This is a genomic window from Candidatus Pristimantibacillus lignocellulolyticus, assembly GCA_023639215.1.
GTDB lineage: Bacteria > Bacillota > Bacilli > Paenibacillales > Paenibacillaceae > Pristimantibacillus > Pristimantibacillus lignocellulolyticus.
In genome coordinates this window covers 3,866,206-3,882,354 of sequence record CP097899.1, presented here as the reverse complement: position 1 = coordinate 3,882,354, position 16,149 = coordinate 3,866,206, and the positions used below count along the sequence as shown (strand labels likewise).

At 37.0% G+C, this 16,149-nt stretch carries 17 protein-coding genes; all 17 read right to left on the bottom strand.

The annotated features are described in order from the left end of the window. Window positions 1–2: 2 nt before the first annotated feature. Entirely contained in the window at window positions 3–464 is a 462-nt protein-coding gene (locus NAG76_16545) for a chemotaxis protein CheW (protein URN93429.1), read from the bottom strand. 75 nt (window positions 465–539) lie between these two features. Further along, window positions 540–2,600: a chemotaxis protein CheA gene (locus NAG76_16540; protein URN93428.1), complete on the bottom strand. Its 2,061-nt coding sequence runs from the start codon at window positions 2,598–2,600 to the stop codon at window positions 540–542. A 40-nt stretch (window positions 2,601–2,640) separates the two neighbouring features. After that, a complete protein-coding gene (locus tag NAG76_16535) occupies window positions 2,641–3,918 on the bottom strand; it encodes a chemotaxis response regulator protein-glutamate methylesterase (GenBank protein URN93427.1) in 1,278 nt (425 codons plus the stop codon). Window positions 3,919–3,941: 23 nt separating this feature from the next. After that, the gene (locus NAG76_16530; GenBank protein URN93426.1) at window positions 3,942–4,808 is read right to left on the bottom strand and encodes a MinD/ParA family protein; all 867 of its coding nucleotides are present in this window, start codon (window positions 4,806–4,808) and stop codon (window positions 3,942–3,944) included. After that, a complete protein-coding gene (gene flhF / locus NAG76_16525; protein ID URN93425.1) occupies window positions 4,801–6,225 on the bottom strand; it encodes a flagellar biosynthesis protein FlhF in 1,425 nt (474 codons plus the stop codon). Before flhF ends, NAG76_16530 begins: the two co-directional genes overlap by 8 nt. Beyond that, window positions 6,222–8,252, bottom strand: coding sequence for a flagellar biosynthesis protein FlhA (gene flhA, locus NAG76_16520; protein ID URN93424.1), 2,031 nt, complete (start codon window positions 8,250–8,252; stop codon window positions 6,222–6,224). Before flhA ends, flhF begins: the two co-directional genes overlap by 4 nt. An 18-nt stretch (window positions 8,253–8,270) precedes the next feature. Further along, window positions 8,271–9,371 carry a flagellar biosynthesis protein FlhB gene (gene flhB, locus NAG76_16515; protein ID URN93423.1) on the bottom strand — a complete coding sequence of 367 codons (1,101 nt, stop codon included), beginning with the start codon at window positions 9,369–9,371 and terminating at the stop codon, window positions 8,271–8,273. A 15-nt stretch (window positions 9,372–9,386) separates the two neighbouring features. Next, window positions 9,387–10,178, bottom strand: a complete 792-nt coding sequence (gene fliR, locus NAG76_16510; GenBank protein ID URN93422.1) for a flagellar type III secretion system protein FliR — start codon at window positions 10,176–10,178, stop codon at window positions 9,387–9,389. Between the two features lie 12 nt (window positions 10,179–10,190). After that, window positions 10,191–10,460, bottom strand: coding sequence for a flagellar biosynthesis protein FliQ (gene fliQ / locus NAG76_16505; protein URN93421.1), 270 nt, complete (start codon window positions 10,458–10,460; stop codon window positions 10,191–10,193). Between the two features lie 21 nt (window positions 10,461–10,481). Beyond that, a complete protein-coding gene (gene fliP, locus NAG76_16500; protein URN93420.1) occupies window positions 10,482–11,237 on the bottom strand; it encodes a flagellar type III secretion system pore protein FliP in 756 nt (251 codons plus the stop codon). 14 nt (window positions 11,238–11,251) lie between these two features. Beyond that, window positions 11,252–11,866 (bottom strand): flagellar biosynthetic protein FliO, encoded by a 615-nt coding sequence (locus NAG76_16495; protein URN93419.1) that lies wholly within the window; start codon window positions 11,864–11,866, stop codon window positions 11,252–11,254. A 16-nt stretch (window positions 11,867–11,882) separates the two neighbouring features. Beyond that, window positions 11,883–12,245, bottom strand: a complete 363-nt coding sequence (locus NAG76_16490) for a response regulator (protein ID URN93418.1) — start codon at window positions 12,243–12,245, stop codon at window positions 11,883–11,885. Window positions 12,246–12,267: 22 nt separating this feature from the next. Beyond that, window positions 12,268–13,509 (bottom strand): flagellar motor switch phosphatase FliY, encoded by a 1,242-nt coding sequence (gene fliY / locus NAG76_16485; protein ID URN93417.1) that lies wholly within the window; start codon window positions 13,507–13,509, stop codon window positions 12,268–12,270. After that, the gene (gene fliM, locus NAG76_16480) at window positions 13,499–14,500 is read right to left on the bottom strand and encodes a flagellar motor switch protein FliM (GenBank protein URN93416.1); all 1,002 of its coding nucleotides are present in this window, start codon (window positions 14,498–14,500) and stop codon (window positions 13,499–13,501) included. Before fliM ends, fliY begins: the two co-directional genes overlap by 11 nt. A gap of 34 nt (window positions 14,501–14,534) precedes the next feature. Then, window positions 14,535–14,999 carry a flagellar basal body-associated FliL family protein gene (locus NAG76_16475; protein ID URN93415.1) on the bottom strand — a complete coding sequence of 155 codons (465 nt, stop codon included), beginning with the start codon at window positions 14,997–14,999 and terminating at the stop codon, window positions 14,535–14,537. Further along, window positions 14,996–15,223 (bottom strand): flagellar FlbD family protein, encoded by a 228-nt coding sequence (locus NAG76_16470; protein ID URN93414.1) that lies wholly within the window; start codon window positions 15,221–15,223, stop codon window positions 14,996–14,998. The genes NAG76_16475 and NAG76_16470 overlap by 4 nt, the downstream gene beginning before the upstream one ends. 58 nt (window positions 15,224–15,281) lie before the next feature. After that, complete coding sequence (locus NAG76_16465; GenBank protein URN93413.1) at window positions 15,282–16,094, bottom strand: flagellar hook-basal body complex protein; 813 nt, start codon at window positions 16,092–16,094, stop codon at window positions 15,282–15,284. Window positions 16,095–16,149 lie beyond the last annotated feature (55 nt).

The following is a 16,149-nucleotide window of genomic DNA, read 5'->3' as shown; positions in this document are numbered from 1 at the left end:
GATTACACCTCTATCTGTTCGAGTTGTACAAGCTCTGAACGATTCAAAACTTCGGTTAGATTCAACATAATAAGCAGTCTATCTTCACCTATTTTTGCAATTCCATCTAAGTATTTAGCTTGAATACCTCCAACAATTTCTGGTGGAGAATCAATTGTCGAAGTATCAATATCAATAACGTCGTTGGCAGCATCTACAATAAATCCAACTTCCATATCATTAACAACAACTACAATAATACGAGTATGTTCTGTAGCTTCCGTTTCTGGAAGGTTGAAACGACCACTTAAGTTAAGAACTGGAACAACAATTCCACGTAAATTAATTACGCCTTTAATGAATGAAGGTGTTTTCGGAACTCTAGTGATTGGAGACATTCTTTCAATAGTTTTTACTTTGTCTACCTCAATTCCATACTCTTCATTACCTAGACCAAATACAATTACTTTCAATTCCTCAGCCATACTAACCCCTCCTAAAACTTTTCATAATTCTCGAAGCACTTCTCAGGAATGAAAAGTAGCATCGGAAGTAAATGCTTATTTAATTAATGCGTTTGGATCAATAATAAGTGCAACTTGACCATCACCAAGAATAGTAGCACCTGAAATACCTGAAATGTTTTTCATATATTTGCCGAGTGACTTCAATACAATTTCACTTTGACCTATAAATTCGTCAATAATAATTGCAGCCCATTTTTCACCTTTATGGATAACAATAATTTCATGCTCATCCTCTAGTTGCTCATTGAAACTAGTAGAATCAAACAGATTTGATAGAGAAATAAGTGGAATCACGGCATTTCTGAACTTAATCATTGGGTTACCGTGGACACTTAATATACTAGATTTAGGAATGATCGCCGTTTCCACAATTGAGCTAAGTGGAACTGCATATTTTTCATCACCTAGCTTAATAAGCATTGCCGAAATAATCGAAAGCGTTAAAGGTAGCTGTACTGAAAACTTAGTTCCTTTTCCTTGGACAGATGTAACCGCGACATTACCACCAAGGGAAGTAATTTTTGTACGAACAACATCAAGACCTACACCGCGACCTGAAATATCTGAAATGACATCTGCAGTACTGAACCCTGCTGCAAAAATCAGCATATGAATCTCGTCATCAGAAAGTTTACTAGCGTCTTCTGGTTTTACAATTCCTTTACTAATTGCTTTTTCCAATATTTTATCTTTGTTAATGCCTTTACCATCTTCCTCAACTTCGATAAATACATGATTCCCACTATGGAATGCACGTAAGTGTACAGTCCCTGTTTCAGACTTACCTGCTGCAATACGTTCACTAGTAGTTTCAATACCATGATCAACGGAGTTACGTAATAGATGGACTAGCGGGTCTCCAATTTCATCAATAACAGTACGATCAAGCTCCGTATCAGCACCGGTAATGACTAGATCAATCTTTTTGTCCATTGATTTAGCTAGATCACGGATCATACGAGGGAAACGATTGAATACCGTATCCACTGGAACCATTCTTAATTTCAATACAATATTTTGCAAGTCAGAACTAACTCGAGCCATATGCTCTATCGTTTCTGACAAGTCATTACGCTTAATCTCACTAGCTAATTGCTCCAAGCGTACACGGTCAATTAACATTTCACTAAATAAGTTCATCAAGGAATCTAAACGTTCAATATCAACGCGGATTGTACGATTAGCAACAGCAGCTTGTGAACCTTGTTTTACATTCTTCTTCTCATCTACTTGTGCTACTGGAGAAGGAGCTTTACTAGAAGTTAATTCAGTAGACTCAGATAAAGAATTTTTAGTTGTAGGTGTATCAGAATATGAAAGTGCTGCTAGCGAATCTTCATCTAACAAGGATACTTCCACACTCTCGATTTCTGATATCTTATTAATTTTAGATACAATTTCATCTGAGCTTATTTGTGAAATTGTGAATACTGTGAATGATCTATCAAACTTTTCTTGCTCTAACTCTTCTACAGACGGTTCAGATTTTACGATCTCACCTGAATTTTCTAAAACATCAAATACCATATATGAACGTGCTGCTTTCAGAACACAACTCTCTGTTAACGTAACCTTTACATAAAATACTTGATGACCACTTTCAATAGACTGCTTCAATACTGAAGATTGAAACTGGTCTAAAATACCACCGCTATTGTTCGTTTTTCCTGATGCGGAAGTAACCGAAGCCGTCGCAGATGTATCAGTTGCATAATCACCTTTGACAATTTTCACAAGATCAGCCACGATTGCAGATACGTCAGCTTTACCCGTACCACCTTCTACAATATCTTGCACCATCTTTTCAAGTGCATCTAAACCTTTGAATAAAGTGTCAAAAATAAAACTGTCCATTTTCAGTTTATTGTTCCGAACCAGATCAAGGACATTTTCCATCTCATGAGTTAACGAAGCGAGATCTTCATACCCCATTGTTGCAGACATCCCTTTGAGTGTATGAGCAGAGCGGAAAATATCTTGGACAATTGAGATATCCTCAGGATCATTCTCTAATCTCATCAAATTATCATTTAGCGCCTGCAGGTGATCATTCGATTCGTCAATAAACATTGATAAATAAGCATTCATATCCATTACATGACACCTCCTATTAGTTTGTACCGCACTTTGGAGCTTATCTCATTACCACATTAATAATTTCAGGTGCAATTTGTGTCAATGGAAGCACCTTATTCGCAACGCCTAGTTCTACCGCTGATCTAGGCATGCCGTACACTATACAACTTTCTTCTGCTTCAGCAATTGTTGAAGTAACTCCATGTTCAACGAGTTGCTTCATCCCAAGCGCACCGTCACTACCCATACCAGTCATAATGACAATATGTCTCTCTAGTTCATCAAATGGAAGTAAAGAATCAAATAAAGTATCGACAGAGGGCCTATGACCATTTCTTGCTGGTGCACTAGTAAGATTGATCTCGTAATGATGGTTAACCTTTACAATTTCCATATGATACCCACCTGGAGCAACATATGCTTTACCATTTTCTAATTTAATACCTTGACTCGCTTCCATAACCGTAAGTTCGCTAAAACTGTCAAGTCTCTGTGCCAATGAATTAGTAAATCGTGGTGGCATATGCTGAACGATGACAACAGGAGCTGTTAAGTTACCAGGTAGAGCACTTATTACTTCGTGTAATGCTCTTGGACCACCAGTTGATGTTCCAATCGCGACGATTTGTGTAACTGCTTGATTCCTTTTACTTACCTGTGCAACCACATCATTTGCACCTGTATTTTTGATATTCTTATTAGGTGTCAATATTGGTTTAAGCGGTTTTTCAGAGATAATCTTTTTAGGTATTGTGTTAGTTTTGTTTTCTATTATATTCGACTTACTAGTTGCAAGTGAGTTACTAGATTGTATATTTCCAATTTTATCATTTTTTAATAGATTTGACGCGGTTTCTGTATGATTTTGCAATAATTTATTACTTTTCTGTATTGTTTCTATTTCTGATTTGAATACATTTGATTTTCTGCGGGTCAGAACTGCAATTTTCAACTTCTCCAGTATCATATCTCCAACAGATTTAATATCTTGTGATTGTGCACCTACACTAGTTGGTTTCCTAATAAAATCAAATGCACCAAATTGCAAAGCCTTTATTGTATCACGAGTATTGGCTTCACTAATTCCAGATAACATGATGATAGGAAGTTTATGTTTCTTCAATATGTGTTGAAGAGCATCTATCCCATTCATAAGTGGCATTTCTAGGTCTAATGTAATGACATCTGGATTGAGACTCTCTACGCTTGAAACAGCCTCAATACCATTAACAGCGGTCCCGATAACCTTAAATTGCGGGTCTTTTTCGATCAGATCGGTTATTATTTTACGCATAAACGCTGAATCATCAACGACTAATACACGATAAGGGTCCATAACTGTTCCTCCATTCTCAAGGATTATCTAGTACGTCTAAATAGTTTATGTAAGAATCCTTTCACACCAGAAGAATTGCTTTTATGTGGTATATTCAAAAAATCTTTAGCTATTAACATAATTCCCTTAGAGGCTTCGGAATCTGGAAATAACATTAACAAAGGCATTTGTTTCTTAACCGATTTCGAAACATGCACATCATCTGAAATGTAACCTAGTACGGGTAACTCAATATTAAGAAATCGCTTCGTAACATTACTAATATTATTGGCTGTTGTTTCACCTTCTTGTCGATCAGTTGAACGATTAACAACAAGTCGGAAATTAACATCTGAATCTAATGAGTTAACCATCTTAATTAAAGCATATGCATCAGTTATGGAAGTAGGCTCAGGAGTTGTAACAACAATCGTTTCATCTGATGATGTAATAAATTGTGCTGTTTCTTTCGAAAGACCTGCTCCAGTATCAAAAATAATATAATCATACTGACCTTGCAGTTTTAATATTTCTCGACCAAAACGATCAATTTCTTGTTCTGTTAATCTTACTAAATCTAATAATCCTGAACCGCCTGCTATATAATGTAAGCCTTCAGGTCCTATACTAATAATATCCCATATTGTTTTTTCATTTTTTATTAAGTGGTATAAATTATACTTAGAGGACGTACCCATAAGCACGTCGATATTTGCCATTCCAATATCCGCATCTAGTACCAAAACTTTCATTCCTAGCCGTTGCAAGGCTAGGCTGAAATTTAAGCTGAAATTAGATTTACCAACTCCACCTTTTCCACTAGTTACAGAAAGGAATCTCGTTTCCTTCTGATTTTGCGTATCGGAATGCTGCTTTACTAATTGTCGTAAAGCTTCCGCTTGATCATTCATGATGTGGATCTCCTAGCAATTGTTCTATATAACCTTCAATTGAAAACGCTTCAATATCATCAGGTACATTCTGTCCACTTGTTACGAATAATGGTTGTAAGCCATACATCATAATCATATTAAAGATAGAACCGTAAACATTGGCTTCATCAAGTTTCGTGAATACAACTTTTCTCACGCCATATTTACTGAATTTTTCTGCGACAACATTCATATCTTGTGTTCTGCTCGTTAGACTGAGAACAAGAATGGCTTCACTTATTTCATCTGTTTGAAGTAAACTATTCACTTCTGAAACATGAATATCACTCTTAAAGTTACGTCCAGCAGTATCCATAAAAATAAGTTCGGCTGTTTCTAATTGCGCAAACGCACGATGTAAATCTAAAGGAGAAAATACCACTTCTAAAGGAATATTTAATATGTTAGCATACGTTCTTAATTGCTCAACGGCTGCAATACGGTAAGTATCAGCTGTAATTAATCCGATCTTCTTCCCGTCCTTAATAGAATAATTTGCAGATAGTTTCGCTATTGTCGTTGTCTTACCTACTCCTGTTGGACCAACAAATTGGACAACTCTCGAGTTAGTATTAATTTCTGCTGCTTGATACGGAGAAAGCCATTCAAGAAATTTTTGTTTTGAAAAATCCCAAACGGCATCCGTAGATAGTAACTCATTATTTTTAAGTTCTAGTTCATACAATTCATCGCTTATTACTTCAATCCACTGCTCGAATATTTCTTGTTCTGCTAATCTTTGCTTAATCGCTTCGACGGCAGGAGATAATGAGATTGTTACAGTAGATTTTGATGATAATCGTTGCATTTCATGACGTAGACTTTTCAGTTCGTTTACAATGAAAAGCTCTGTCTTTGAAAAATTATTAGACTGTGCTTTCACTTGTTCCTGATCAGGAAATGGTAGCACATCAGACTTTTCTAGTACTTCAGTAGCAACAGCAGATTTACCAGATAATGAGTTCTCACGTACCGATGAGTTTGTAGCTTCTCGCTCTACATGAGTATCAATTTGAGAGGATCCACCATATAATTTGGATGCAAACGATGAACCGTTTGGTACTACTAAAGACTCATGAGCTTTTGATGGAGTAACAATTGAAGAAGATGTGCGAACATCATCTTCCTCAATTTTAGTCTCCTTATTACGTTGGCTTGCTTTTAAAATTTGATCAACTACATAATCCACTTGATCACTAGTAATTTTTTTCGGTTTTTTTTGCACACTCGGCTCAACTGCTGCCATGACTTCTATTTTACGCTTCTTAAACATCCCTAGAAATCCACCGATTTTAATATCTTTCGTTTCTAAAATGACTGCGTCATTCCCCATCTCATCACGGATAAGTGAGACAGCATCAGGTAAAGTATCTACTACATAACGTTTTACCCTCATAGATTAACCACCCCAACGCTTTGAACTTCTACATTTGGCTCCAATTCACTATAAGATAAAATTGGAATATCTTGCAAAGTACGTGCAACAACTTGACGTAAATACATTCGAATCGTAGGTGAAGTAAGTACGATAGGTTGCTGACCAGATTGCAACAAGCGATTTACTTGTTCTGTTAATCTTTGATAAATTTGTTGCGATGAAACTGGATCAAGTGAAACGTAACTACCTTGATCATTCTGTTGAACAGAATCAATAAGTTTCTTCTCAAGTTGTGCACCTACAGTAATGACACGTAACGATTGGCCTTCAGTTGAATATTGTAACGTAATTTGTCGAGATAATGATTGACGAACATATTCTGTTAATATGTCTGTATCTTTAGAATATTGACCATAGTCTGCTAACGTTTCAAATATCGTAACAAGGTCGCGAATCGATACTTTTTCCTGCAATAATTTCGTTAATACTTTTTGAACATCACCAAGAGACATTACGGCAGGTATAAGTTCATCTACAAGTGCAGGATAACTCGACTTAACATTTTCAACAAGTGCTTTCGTTTCTTGACGACCAAGTAATTCATGTGCATGGCGCTTAACGATCTCTGTTAGATGAGTAGCAACAACTGATGGAGGATCAACAACTGTGTATCCTGCTAATTCAGCTCGTTCTTTAGTCATTTCATCAATCCATATTGCTGGTAAGCCAAATGCTGGCTCCGTTGTCTCAATTCCATGAATCGAATCATCTTCAAATCCAGGACTCATTGCTAAATAGTGATTCAATAATAACTCTCCGCGAGCAACTGTATTTCCTTTGATCTTTATCACGTATTCATTGGGCTTAAGTTGAATGTTATCCCTTATGCGAATAACTGGGACAACTAAACCTAATTCAAGCGCACATTGTCTCCGGATCATAATAATTCGATCTAACAAGTCTCCGCCTTGTTGAGTATCAGCTAGTGGAATTAATCCATAACCAAATTCAAACTCGATCGGATCAACTTGAAGTAAACTAATGACACTTTCTGGACTTCTTACCTCTTCGATCTGTTGTTCTTCTACAAGTAATTCATCTTGTGCTGCTTTCTTCGTTTGCGAAGTTTGAATTAGATAAGCAGCAATTGCTATTCCAATTGCAAACGGCCATGTACGAAGAGGACCAATCGGAGTTAATCCAAGCACAGCAATTGTACCAGCAGCAACATAAAGTAATTTTGGATACTTGAACAACTGAGCAGTAATATCCTCTGCTAAGTTTCCATCAGAAGCAGAACGAGTGACAATAAGACCAGATGCAGTTGAGATTAATAATGCTGGAATTTGTGCAACTAGACCATCACCAATCGTTAAGATCGTAAACTTATTAAGTGATTCAGCGAAAGATAGATCCCAGTTCACCATACCAATAATAAATCCGCCAATTAGATTGATAATCATCATTACAATCGTCGCAATCGCATCACCTTTAATGAACTTACTTGCACCATCCATAGCTCCGAAGAAATTAGATTCTCTTTCAATTTTAGAACGACGTTCTTTTGCTTCAAATTCATTGATAATTCCTGAGTTCAAGTCAGCGTCAATACTCATCTGCTTACCAGGCATTGCATCTAGTGTAAATCTTGCAGCTACCTCTGCAACCCGCTCAGAACCTTTAGTAATAACAATGAATTGAACAACTACTAGAATTAAGAAGACGACAAAGCCGATAATTACGTCTCCGCCACCTACCCATTGACCAAATGTTTCAATTACTTCTCCGCCCTCTGCTGTAGATAGAATACTTCTTGTTGTAGAAATACTTAGTGCAAGCCTAAATATTGTAGTAACTAAAAGTATTGCTGGGAAAATAGAAAAATCAAGAGCAGATTTCGTATTCATTGCAACTAGTAAGATCGTAAGTGATATCGTAATATTCACAATTAGAAGAAAGTCAATAAGCAAAGTAGGGATTGGCACGATCATCATGAGAATAATTCCTATGATACCGCAAGTAATAATGAGCTCTTTCAGCTTCATGATGGTCCCACCCCCTAGTTACTTCCGTTTTTTTTTGCTACCTTTTAATTTATATACATATGCCAATACTTCTGCTACAGCTTGGAATAAGTCAGCTGGTATAGAGTCTCCTATCTCAGCTTGACTGTACAGTGCTCTAGCTAGCGGCTTATTTTCCAATGTAATGACACCATGCTCCTTTGCAACCTCACGAATTTTGAGCGCGAGATGATCCTTTCCTTTAGCGATAACTTTTGGTGCCTCCATATTAGAAGAATCATACTTTAGTGCAACGGCGAAGTGTGTCGGGTTAGTAATAACGACATCAGCATTTGGAATTTCTTGCATCATACGAGAAATTGCCATTCTTAATTGCTTCTCTCGAATTTTACTTTTAATTAAAGGATCACCTTCAGATTTTTTATGCTCATCTTTAATATCTTGTTTGGACATTCTCAAACTTTTTGCATTTTCGTATTTCTGATACATGTAATCTAGTAATGCTAGTGCAACTAGAATAGCACCTATAGTAATACCTAGACGAAGTACTAATGAAGCTGCATAAGCGAATACGACATCTAGCGGTTGTAATGCTAATCCTTGGATCGTTACCCATTCCGCAGAAATAATAGAATAAACCATCATTCCTATTATCGTAACTTTAAGTAAGCTCTTCGCAAATTCAACAAGGCTTCTCATAGAAAAAATCCGTTTGAACCCTTCAATCGGATTCAATTTACTTAACTTTGGTTGCAGTGGTTCACCAGTCAAAAGAAAGCCAAACTGTACTACATTACCAATGACCCCTACTAACATAACAATTGCAAAAATTGGTGCTAAAAGAATTATTATTTCCAACATGATAGAGACAAAAAAATCACCTAGATTGCCAGCAGTTAATTCTAAAGTCAACCAATTTTCAAATAGATTCGTGAACAATCTCATGAAATGAGTTTCATAATATCCACCTAGCATCATAAACGAGGCAAATACTAAAGTAAGAATGAGTGCTGCCGGTAATTCTTGTGATTTAGCGACTTGACCCTTTTTACGTTCATCAGAAACTTTCTTAGGAGTAGCTTTTTCAGTTTTCTCTTGATTGAATAGTTGTAAATCAAGATGTAGTGCATACTTTTGCACGAAATTGCCTCCAATCTATGCAGGCGGACCACCAACAACACCAAAAAATTGTTTTAATGTGTCAAAAAGAATAGAGAAAACTTTTTCTAAAATAAGAGTCGTCCCAGGTAACGTTAATATTATTAGTAATAGTCCTAGCATGATTTTAACTGGAAAACCAATAACAAAAACATTGAATTGTGGTGCTGTTTTTGCTAGAAACCCTAACCCAACATCCGTTATAAACATTGCTACCATGATAGGTACTGCGATCTGAATACCAATGATAATACTAAGTACCACTGAATTCGTAATAAACTCGGCGATGCTTCCATCAGCCATTCTTGCAAACCAATTGTTTTCTATTGGTATCCACTGATAACTGTCCATTAGGCCAGTAAGTAAATAATGATGTCCATTCATCATCAGAAATACGACTAACATCAATAAATACTTGAAATTACCCAGTAAGGGTACTGATGTTCCCGATACAGGATCGATAATATTCGCCATTGCAAAACCTATCTGCATGTCGATAATCCCACCTGCTGTGTGCATCAAGGCAAAGAATAAATAGACGATAAAACCCAACATTAGCCCAATTAATACTTCACGAATGATCAGCATCACATATTGTAAATCAAGAACCATCACTTGATTATCAGCATGCATCATAAAGATAAATAATGAGATAAAAAAACCTAGTCCTATCTTAAAAATCGACGGCACCGTTTTATGAGAAAAAACAGGAGTTACGACGAAAAAAGCTGTTACTCGACAAAATATAAGCAAAAAAATAGGAACTGCATTCATAAATACTTCTGTCATCGAATTCACAGCCTAACCGATATATTGATGTAAATTGCTAAATATCGTATACGTGAAGTCAACAACCGTATTCAGTATCCATGGGCCAAAGACAATAACAGACAATAGAACAGCTACGATCTTCGGTACAAACGCTAACGTCTGTTCTTGAATTTGGGTTGTCGCCTGAAAGACACTCACTACTAATCCAGTTACTAATGCTAGCACAAGCATGGGAGCGGATGCTTTCAAGACAGTGAATACGGATTCTCCTGCAAGACCAATTATGAAGTCTGCACTCAATGTCTTCCCTCCTCACAAACTTTATGGACTAAAGCTTAGTAGTAATGATCGGACGATCAGATACCAACCGTCTACTAATATGAATAATAAGATCTTAAAAGGTAAAGAAATCATAATAGGAGGTAACATCATCATCCCCATCGCCATCAACGTACTCGCTACGATCATATCAATTACGAGAAACGGGATGAAAATCATGAAACCCATCTGAAATGCAGTTTTTAGTTCGCTTATCGCATAGGCGGGAATTAATGTTGTAATTGGAATATCTTCGTAAGTTGCTGGTTTCTCGGTTTGAGTATAGTCCATAAATAATAACAAATCTTTCTCACGCGTATGCTTGAACATAAACTCTTTCATAGGTTTAGCTGCTTCTTCAAGTGCTTGTTCTTGCGTTATTTCACCTTGCATATATGGTTGTAACGCTACTTCATTGATCTGATTAAATGTTGGCGCCATAATAAAGAATGTTAGGAACATTGCTAGACCAACTAAAACTTGTGATGGAGGTACAGTGTTTGTACCCATTGAGGTTTTCACAAAACCTAGTACTATGACAATTCTAGTAAAACTCGTCATCAGAACTAATATTGCAGGTGCAATACTCAATACAGTAATTAATAGAAGTATTGTTACTGTGCCTGTACCTGAACTTTCACCATCAGAACCACCAACGTTAATGGAGATATCAGGAAGTGCTTCAGCGTGAGCGTACGGTACCATCGTTAGTAATAGAATCAGTAACAGCGGTACGATAAGCATCCACTTTTTTTTCATTGTCCATCAACCATTCATTTATTATTATCTTTCAAAAGTGACTCTAACTCCTGCTTACGTTCCGCTTGTTTATCAAGTTTACTTTGCAGTAAGTCTTCAAAAGAACTAGACTCATTCCACATGTTAGTATCATTTTCTTTGAAGTCCGTTTTCGAACGTTTACTAGATGATAGCCATTCCTTCATCGTAGACAATGAAATCATCGGTTGTTCTTTCAGCTCAAGTTCTTGAATAATTCTCGCTACTATTTCTGGATCATCTAATTTGTCTAGTAGAGTTACTTGATCACCTACTCCAACAACATAGATACGATTAGCGATTTCAATAACTTGCATGGAAGAATTTTGACCAAGACTAATACCACCTAATGAACGAAGACCCCGTTGAGTTCCCCACGCACGATTACGCTTTGAAAGAAATTTTATTGTGAAAATTAATAGAGTGATTACGATAGCAAGAGCAACGAACACCCAAATAACGTCGCCTATATATCCGGTATCCATTTTATCAACTCCACTACTCAAGCCTACTCCTAACTCGCTGTTACCGTCAGTAGCAACAGCGATATAAGGAAGAGACATTGTAAGTAAAGTTGTTAATACAGTTATTTTCCAACCTAACTTCAACATGTTAAGCCTTCTCTCATTAACCAAGCGTTTTTTTAATAGCTTCAATAACACGATCAGCTTGGAATGGTTTTACTATAAAGTCTTTTGCTCCTGCTTGGATCGCGTCAATAACCATTGCTTGTTGACCCATCGCAGAACACATAATAACTTTTGCATTTGGATCTAATTTACGAATTTCTTTTAATGCAGATATACCATCCATCTCAGGCATCGTAATATCCATTGTTACTAGATCAGGTTTTACTTCTTTGAATTTCTCAATGGCTTGAGCACCATCTGGTGCTTCACCTACTACTTCGTAACCATTTTTGCTTAAAATATCACGTATCATCATTCTCATAAATGCAGCATCATCAACAATTAGAATACGATTTGCCATGTTTCTTCCTCCTAGAGATCACTTATTGTAGTTTTTGAATTCTGTCCCATTGACTTACGATATCAGTTACGCGTACACCAAAGTTTTCATCGATGACAACAACTTCGCCTTTAGCGATTAACTTGTTATTCACAAGTATATCAACTGGCTCACCTGCTAGTTTATCTAACTCGATGATAGAACCTTGAGATAACTCAAGAATATCCTTTATTTGCTTCTGGGTTCTTCCTAATTCTACAGTGACCTTCAATGGTATGTCGAGTAGTAAATTTAGATTAGTTCCATCAGTCTGTGGTAAACCACCTTGATTGAAATTAGCGAATTGCACGGGTTGCACATTAACATTACGATTCAAGTTCATGTTATTATTTGGCATATCATACCCCATCGCTGGCTGTCCGTACATTTCCTGAGGTTGCTGAGGAACCTGTGGTACGTTCGCCGTAAGTTGTTGTGGCACTTCATTATACTGAGGCGCCTGCGTAACTGGTGGAGCAACTTGCTCTACTCGTGCTGGAGCTGCAGGTGCTACAGTTGCTGCTGGAGCAGCTAGTTCCTCAGATGTATCTCCCATAAGTGTAGCAACCATTTGTTTTGCAAATGAGATTGGCAACAACTGCATGATCGTTGAATCGATAAGATCACCAATTCTAAGATGGAATGCAATTTTGATCATAATATCGTCTGAAGGCAGATGATCCAGACCATCACCACTTGACACATCTAGTATATTGATGCCTGGTGGTGAGATATTAACTAATCTATTAAAAATAGTAGACATTGACGTTGCAGATGAACCCATCATCTGGTTCATAGCTTCTTGAACGGCAGAAATATGAATTTCATTCAATTCCTCGTTCAATACTGTTCCTTCTCCGCCAAGCATAAGATCAGCAATGACTTGAGCGTCTTTTGTGCGAATAACTAAGGAATTAATTCCTTCGAAACCATCAACATATTCAACGCTTACGGCCACATGAGGCTTAGGAAAAACATCTCCTAGCTCACTTTTTCTGACAAGAGACACTGTAGGTGTTGTAATGTCAACTTTACGGCCAAGTAGTGTAGATAGCGCAGTTGCTGCACTACCAAATGTAATATTTCCAATTTCACCTAAAGCATCTTGTTCCATTGATGAAAGGTAATTTTCCAGAACGACTTCTGAAGTAGCTTCTGTTACTACTGTCGCTTCTTCAGGTTCGCTTGAGGATTGACGAAGCAACGCATCGATTTCCTCTTGAGACAAATAATCTTTACTCGTCATAATCTTCTTCCGCTCCTTCGTTCAAAATCTCATCAATTTGTATCGCTATACGATCTTTAATTGATCCTGGACTTCCGATAAATTTAATCTTTTCTCCAACTCTTATTTTAAGCCCTTCATCAATAGGTTTATTTAATGTTAGAACATCACCTTGAGCAAGACCTAAAAACTCTTGTATTGTAATCGATGCTTCACCAAGCTCTGCTATGATAGGCAACTTAGTTTTCTTAACTCGATGCTCAAGCATCTCAACTTCCTCTGGTATACGTTCTTTTTTCTGAGACACAAACCAATGATGTACAGACAATCTTGGCATGATTGGTTCCAATACGACATGTGGTATACATAAGTTGATCATCCCTGTTGTATCACCAATTTTCGTACTGAATGAGATTAACGCAATTGTTTCATTGGGAGAAACAACCTGCATAAATTGCGGATTAGTTTCAAGCGCTTCTAACCTTGGCTTAATATCAATAACTGTTTTCCAAGCCTCTTGTAAGCTTTCGAATGCTCTTGAAAATACTTTTTCCATAACAATTGTTTCAATTTCAGTGAGAGAATTCATTTTCGCTGGTGCTGTACCTGGCCCACCTAGCAAGCGATCAAGCATTGCATATGCTACGTTAGGATTAACTTCTAGCACCATACGACCTTCCAAAGGATCAGCCTCAAAAATATTTAAAATTGTCATTTTTGGAATTGATCTGATGAATTCATCGTAAGGCAGCTGCTCTACATCAACCACATTGATCTGAACAAATGTCCTAAGTTGAGCTGAGAAATAAGTTGTTAAGTACCTTGCAAAGTTTTCATGAATTCTTGTTAAGCTTCTAATATGATCTTTCGAGAATCTTACTGCCCTCTTGAAATCATACACACTAACTTTTTTAGTAACTTCTTCTTTTTTTAAGTCCTCTGCATCCATCTCACCTGATGATAATGCCGCTAATAGTGCATCAATCTCATTTTGAGATAAAACATCAACCATGTCTCTCACCTCCTTAGAGGAAATTCTCTAGTAGCTAGATTTTTGAAATAAGGAAATCAGTAATCTCAACTTTAACTAGTTTTCCTTTTGGTAAAATCGGATTAATAAGATTTAACAATTTAGATTCAAGATTATCTTCGCCTTGAGATCCATTAAGTTCTTCTGCTGTCATATCAGCTAAAGCTCTACTAATAATTGGCTTAACTTCAATATCTAAAATTTGATCGAAGCCTTCTTTTGTTTTCTTGTTATCCATTTGGAATGCGAAATTAATGATTACAAGAAATTCAGGATCCTTTAGATTTCTTCTGAAATCAGTAAGAGTGGAAGTAACTTCAACACGTTCTTTCGCGCTAAGCACTTCAACTTTAACTGGTTCAGTTTCTGCAGCAGTTTTTTTGTCATCTCCAAACATCATATCGAACACGACAAAACCAACAACAGCAATTAATGTAATGGACAACAGTATGGTAATTAACCATGGTAGCATCTTTTTCATCGCAAAGGCTCCTTTGTATGTTCAATCTTTTGGGCCGCAGCAATTAGGCCAATTGCTTGAAGAAACTGCTGATTAAGACTAACAATATCAGCAGCCTTTTCTTTCACTACAATTTTATTTCCCGTTGTTAACGTAATAACGGTATCAGCAGCCTCTTCAACCAACTCAATAAGTAGCGCGTTAACCGTCAATTTTTGACCATTAATTCGCGTCAAAGTAATCATGTGCACTCCTCCTATAGAGAGGGAGATCATTAGACCTCCCTATAAACTACTAAAGTGATTAACGTTTCAAGTTAACTACCTCTTGTAAAATCTCATCGGAAGTAGTGATGATTCTTGAGTTAGCCTGGAAACCACGTTGTGCAATAATCATTTCAGCAAATTCAGCTGTCAGATCAACGTTTGACATTTCTAGCTGACCAGCAATAATTGCACCTGTACCTAGTTCTGCATCATTAGGAGCGATTATTTCCATCTCACCTTCTGGGTTAGCATTCACTGTCATACGGTACAAACTACCACCAAGCTTCTCTAGTCCACCAGGGTTAACGACTTTAACAACACCGATCTGAGCTACTTCTACCTGACCGTCAGCAGTTACGCCAGTAATAACACCATCTTGACCAATAGAGAAAGCAGTTATTTCTTCATCTAGTACAATTGGGGCACCATCTGTACTAAGTACGAAAAGTCCATCGCCATTTACAAGTTGACGGTTACCATCTAGTACAAAATTACCTGCTCTAGTTAACATTTGTTCTGTGCCATCTCCAGCTGAAACAACGAAAAATCCATCACCATCAATACGTAAATCTGTAGGTGTATTTGTTGTCATAGCACTACCTGGAGTATGGACAGTATCAATAGCAGAGATCGTAACACCTAGACCGATCTGTTTCGCGTTAACACCACCACTAGTTCCTTCTTCAGGAGCTGTAACACCACTCATTGTTTGACTCAAAATATCTGAGAACATTACTCGACCAGCTTTGAAACCTACTGTATTTACGTTAGCGATGTTATTACCGATTACGTCAAGTTTTGTTTGAAAACCTTTCATTCCTGAAACACCGGAGTACATGGATCTTAGCATTCTTATTATCCTCCCAAGACTTTATTATTAGCTGTATCAATCGGTCAACAGCTAT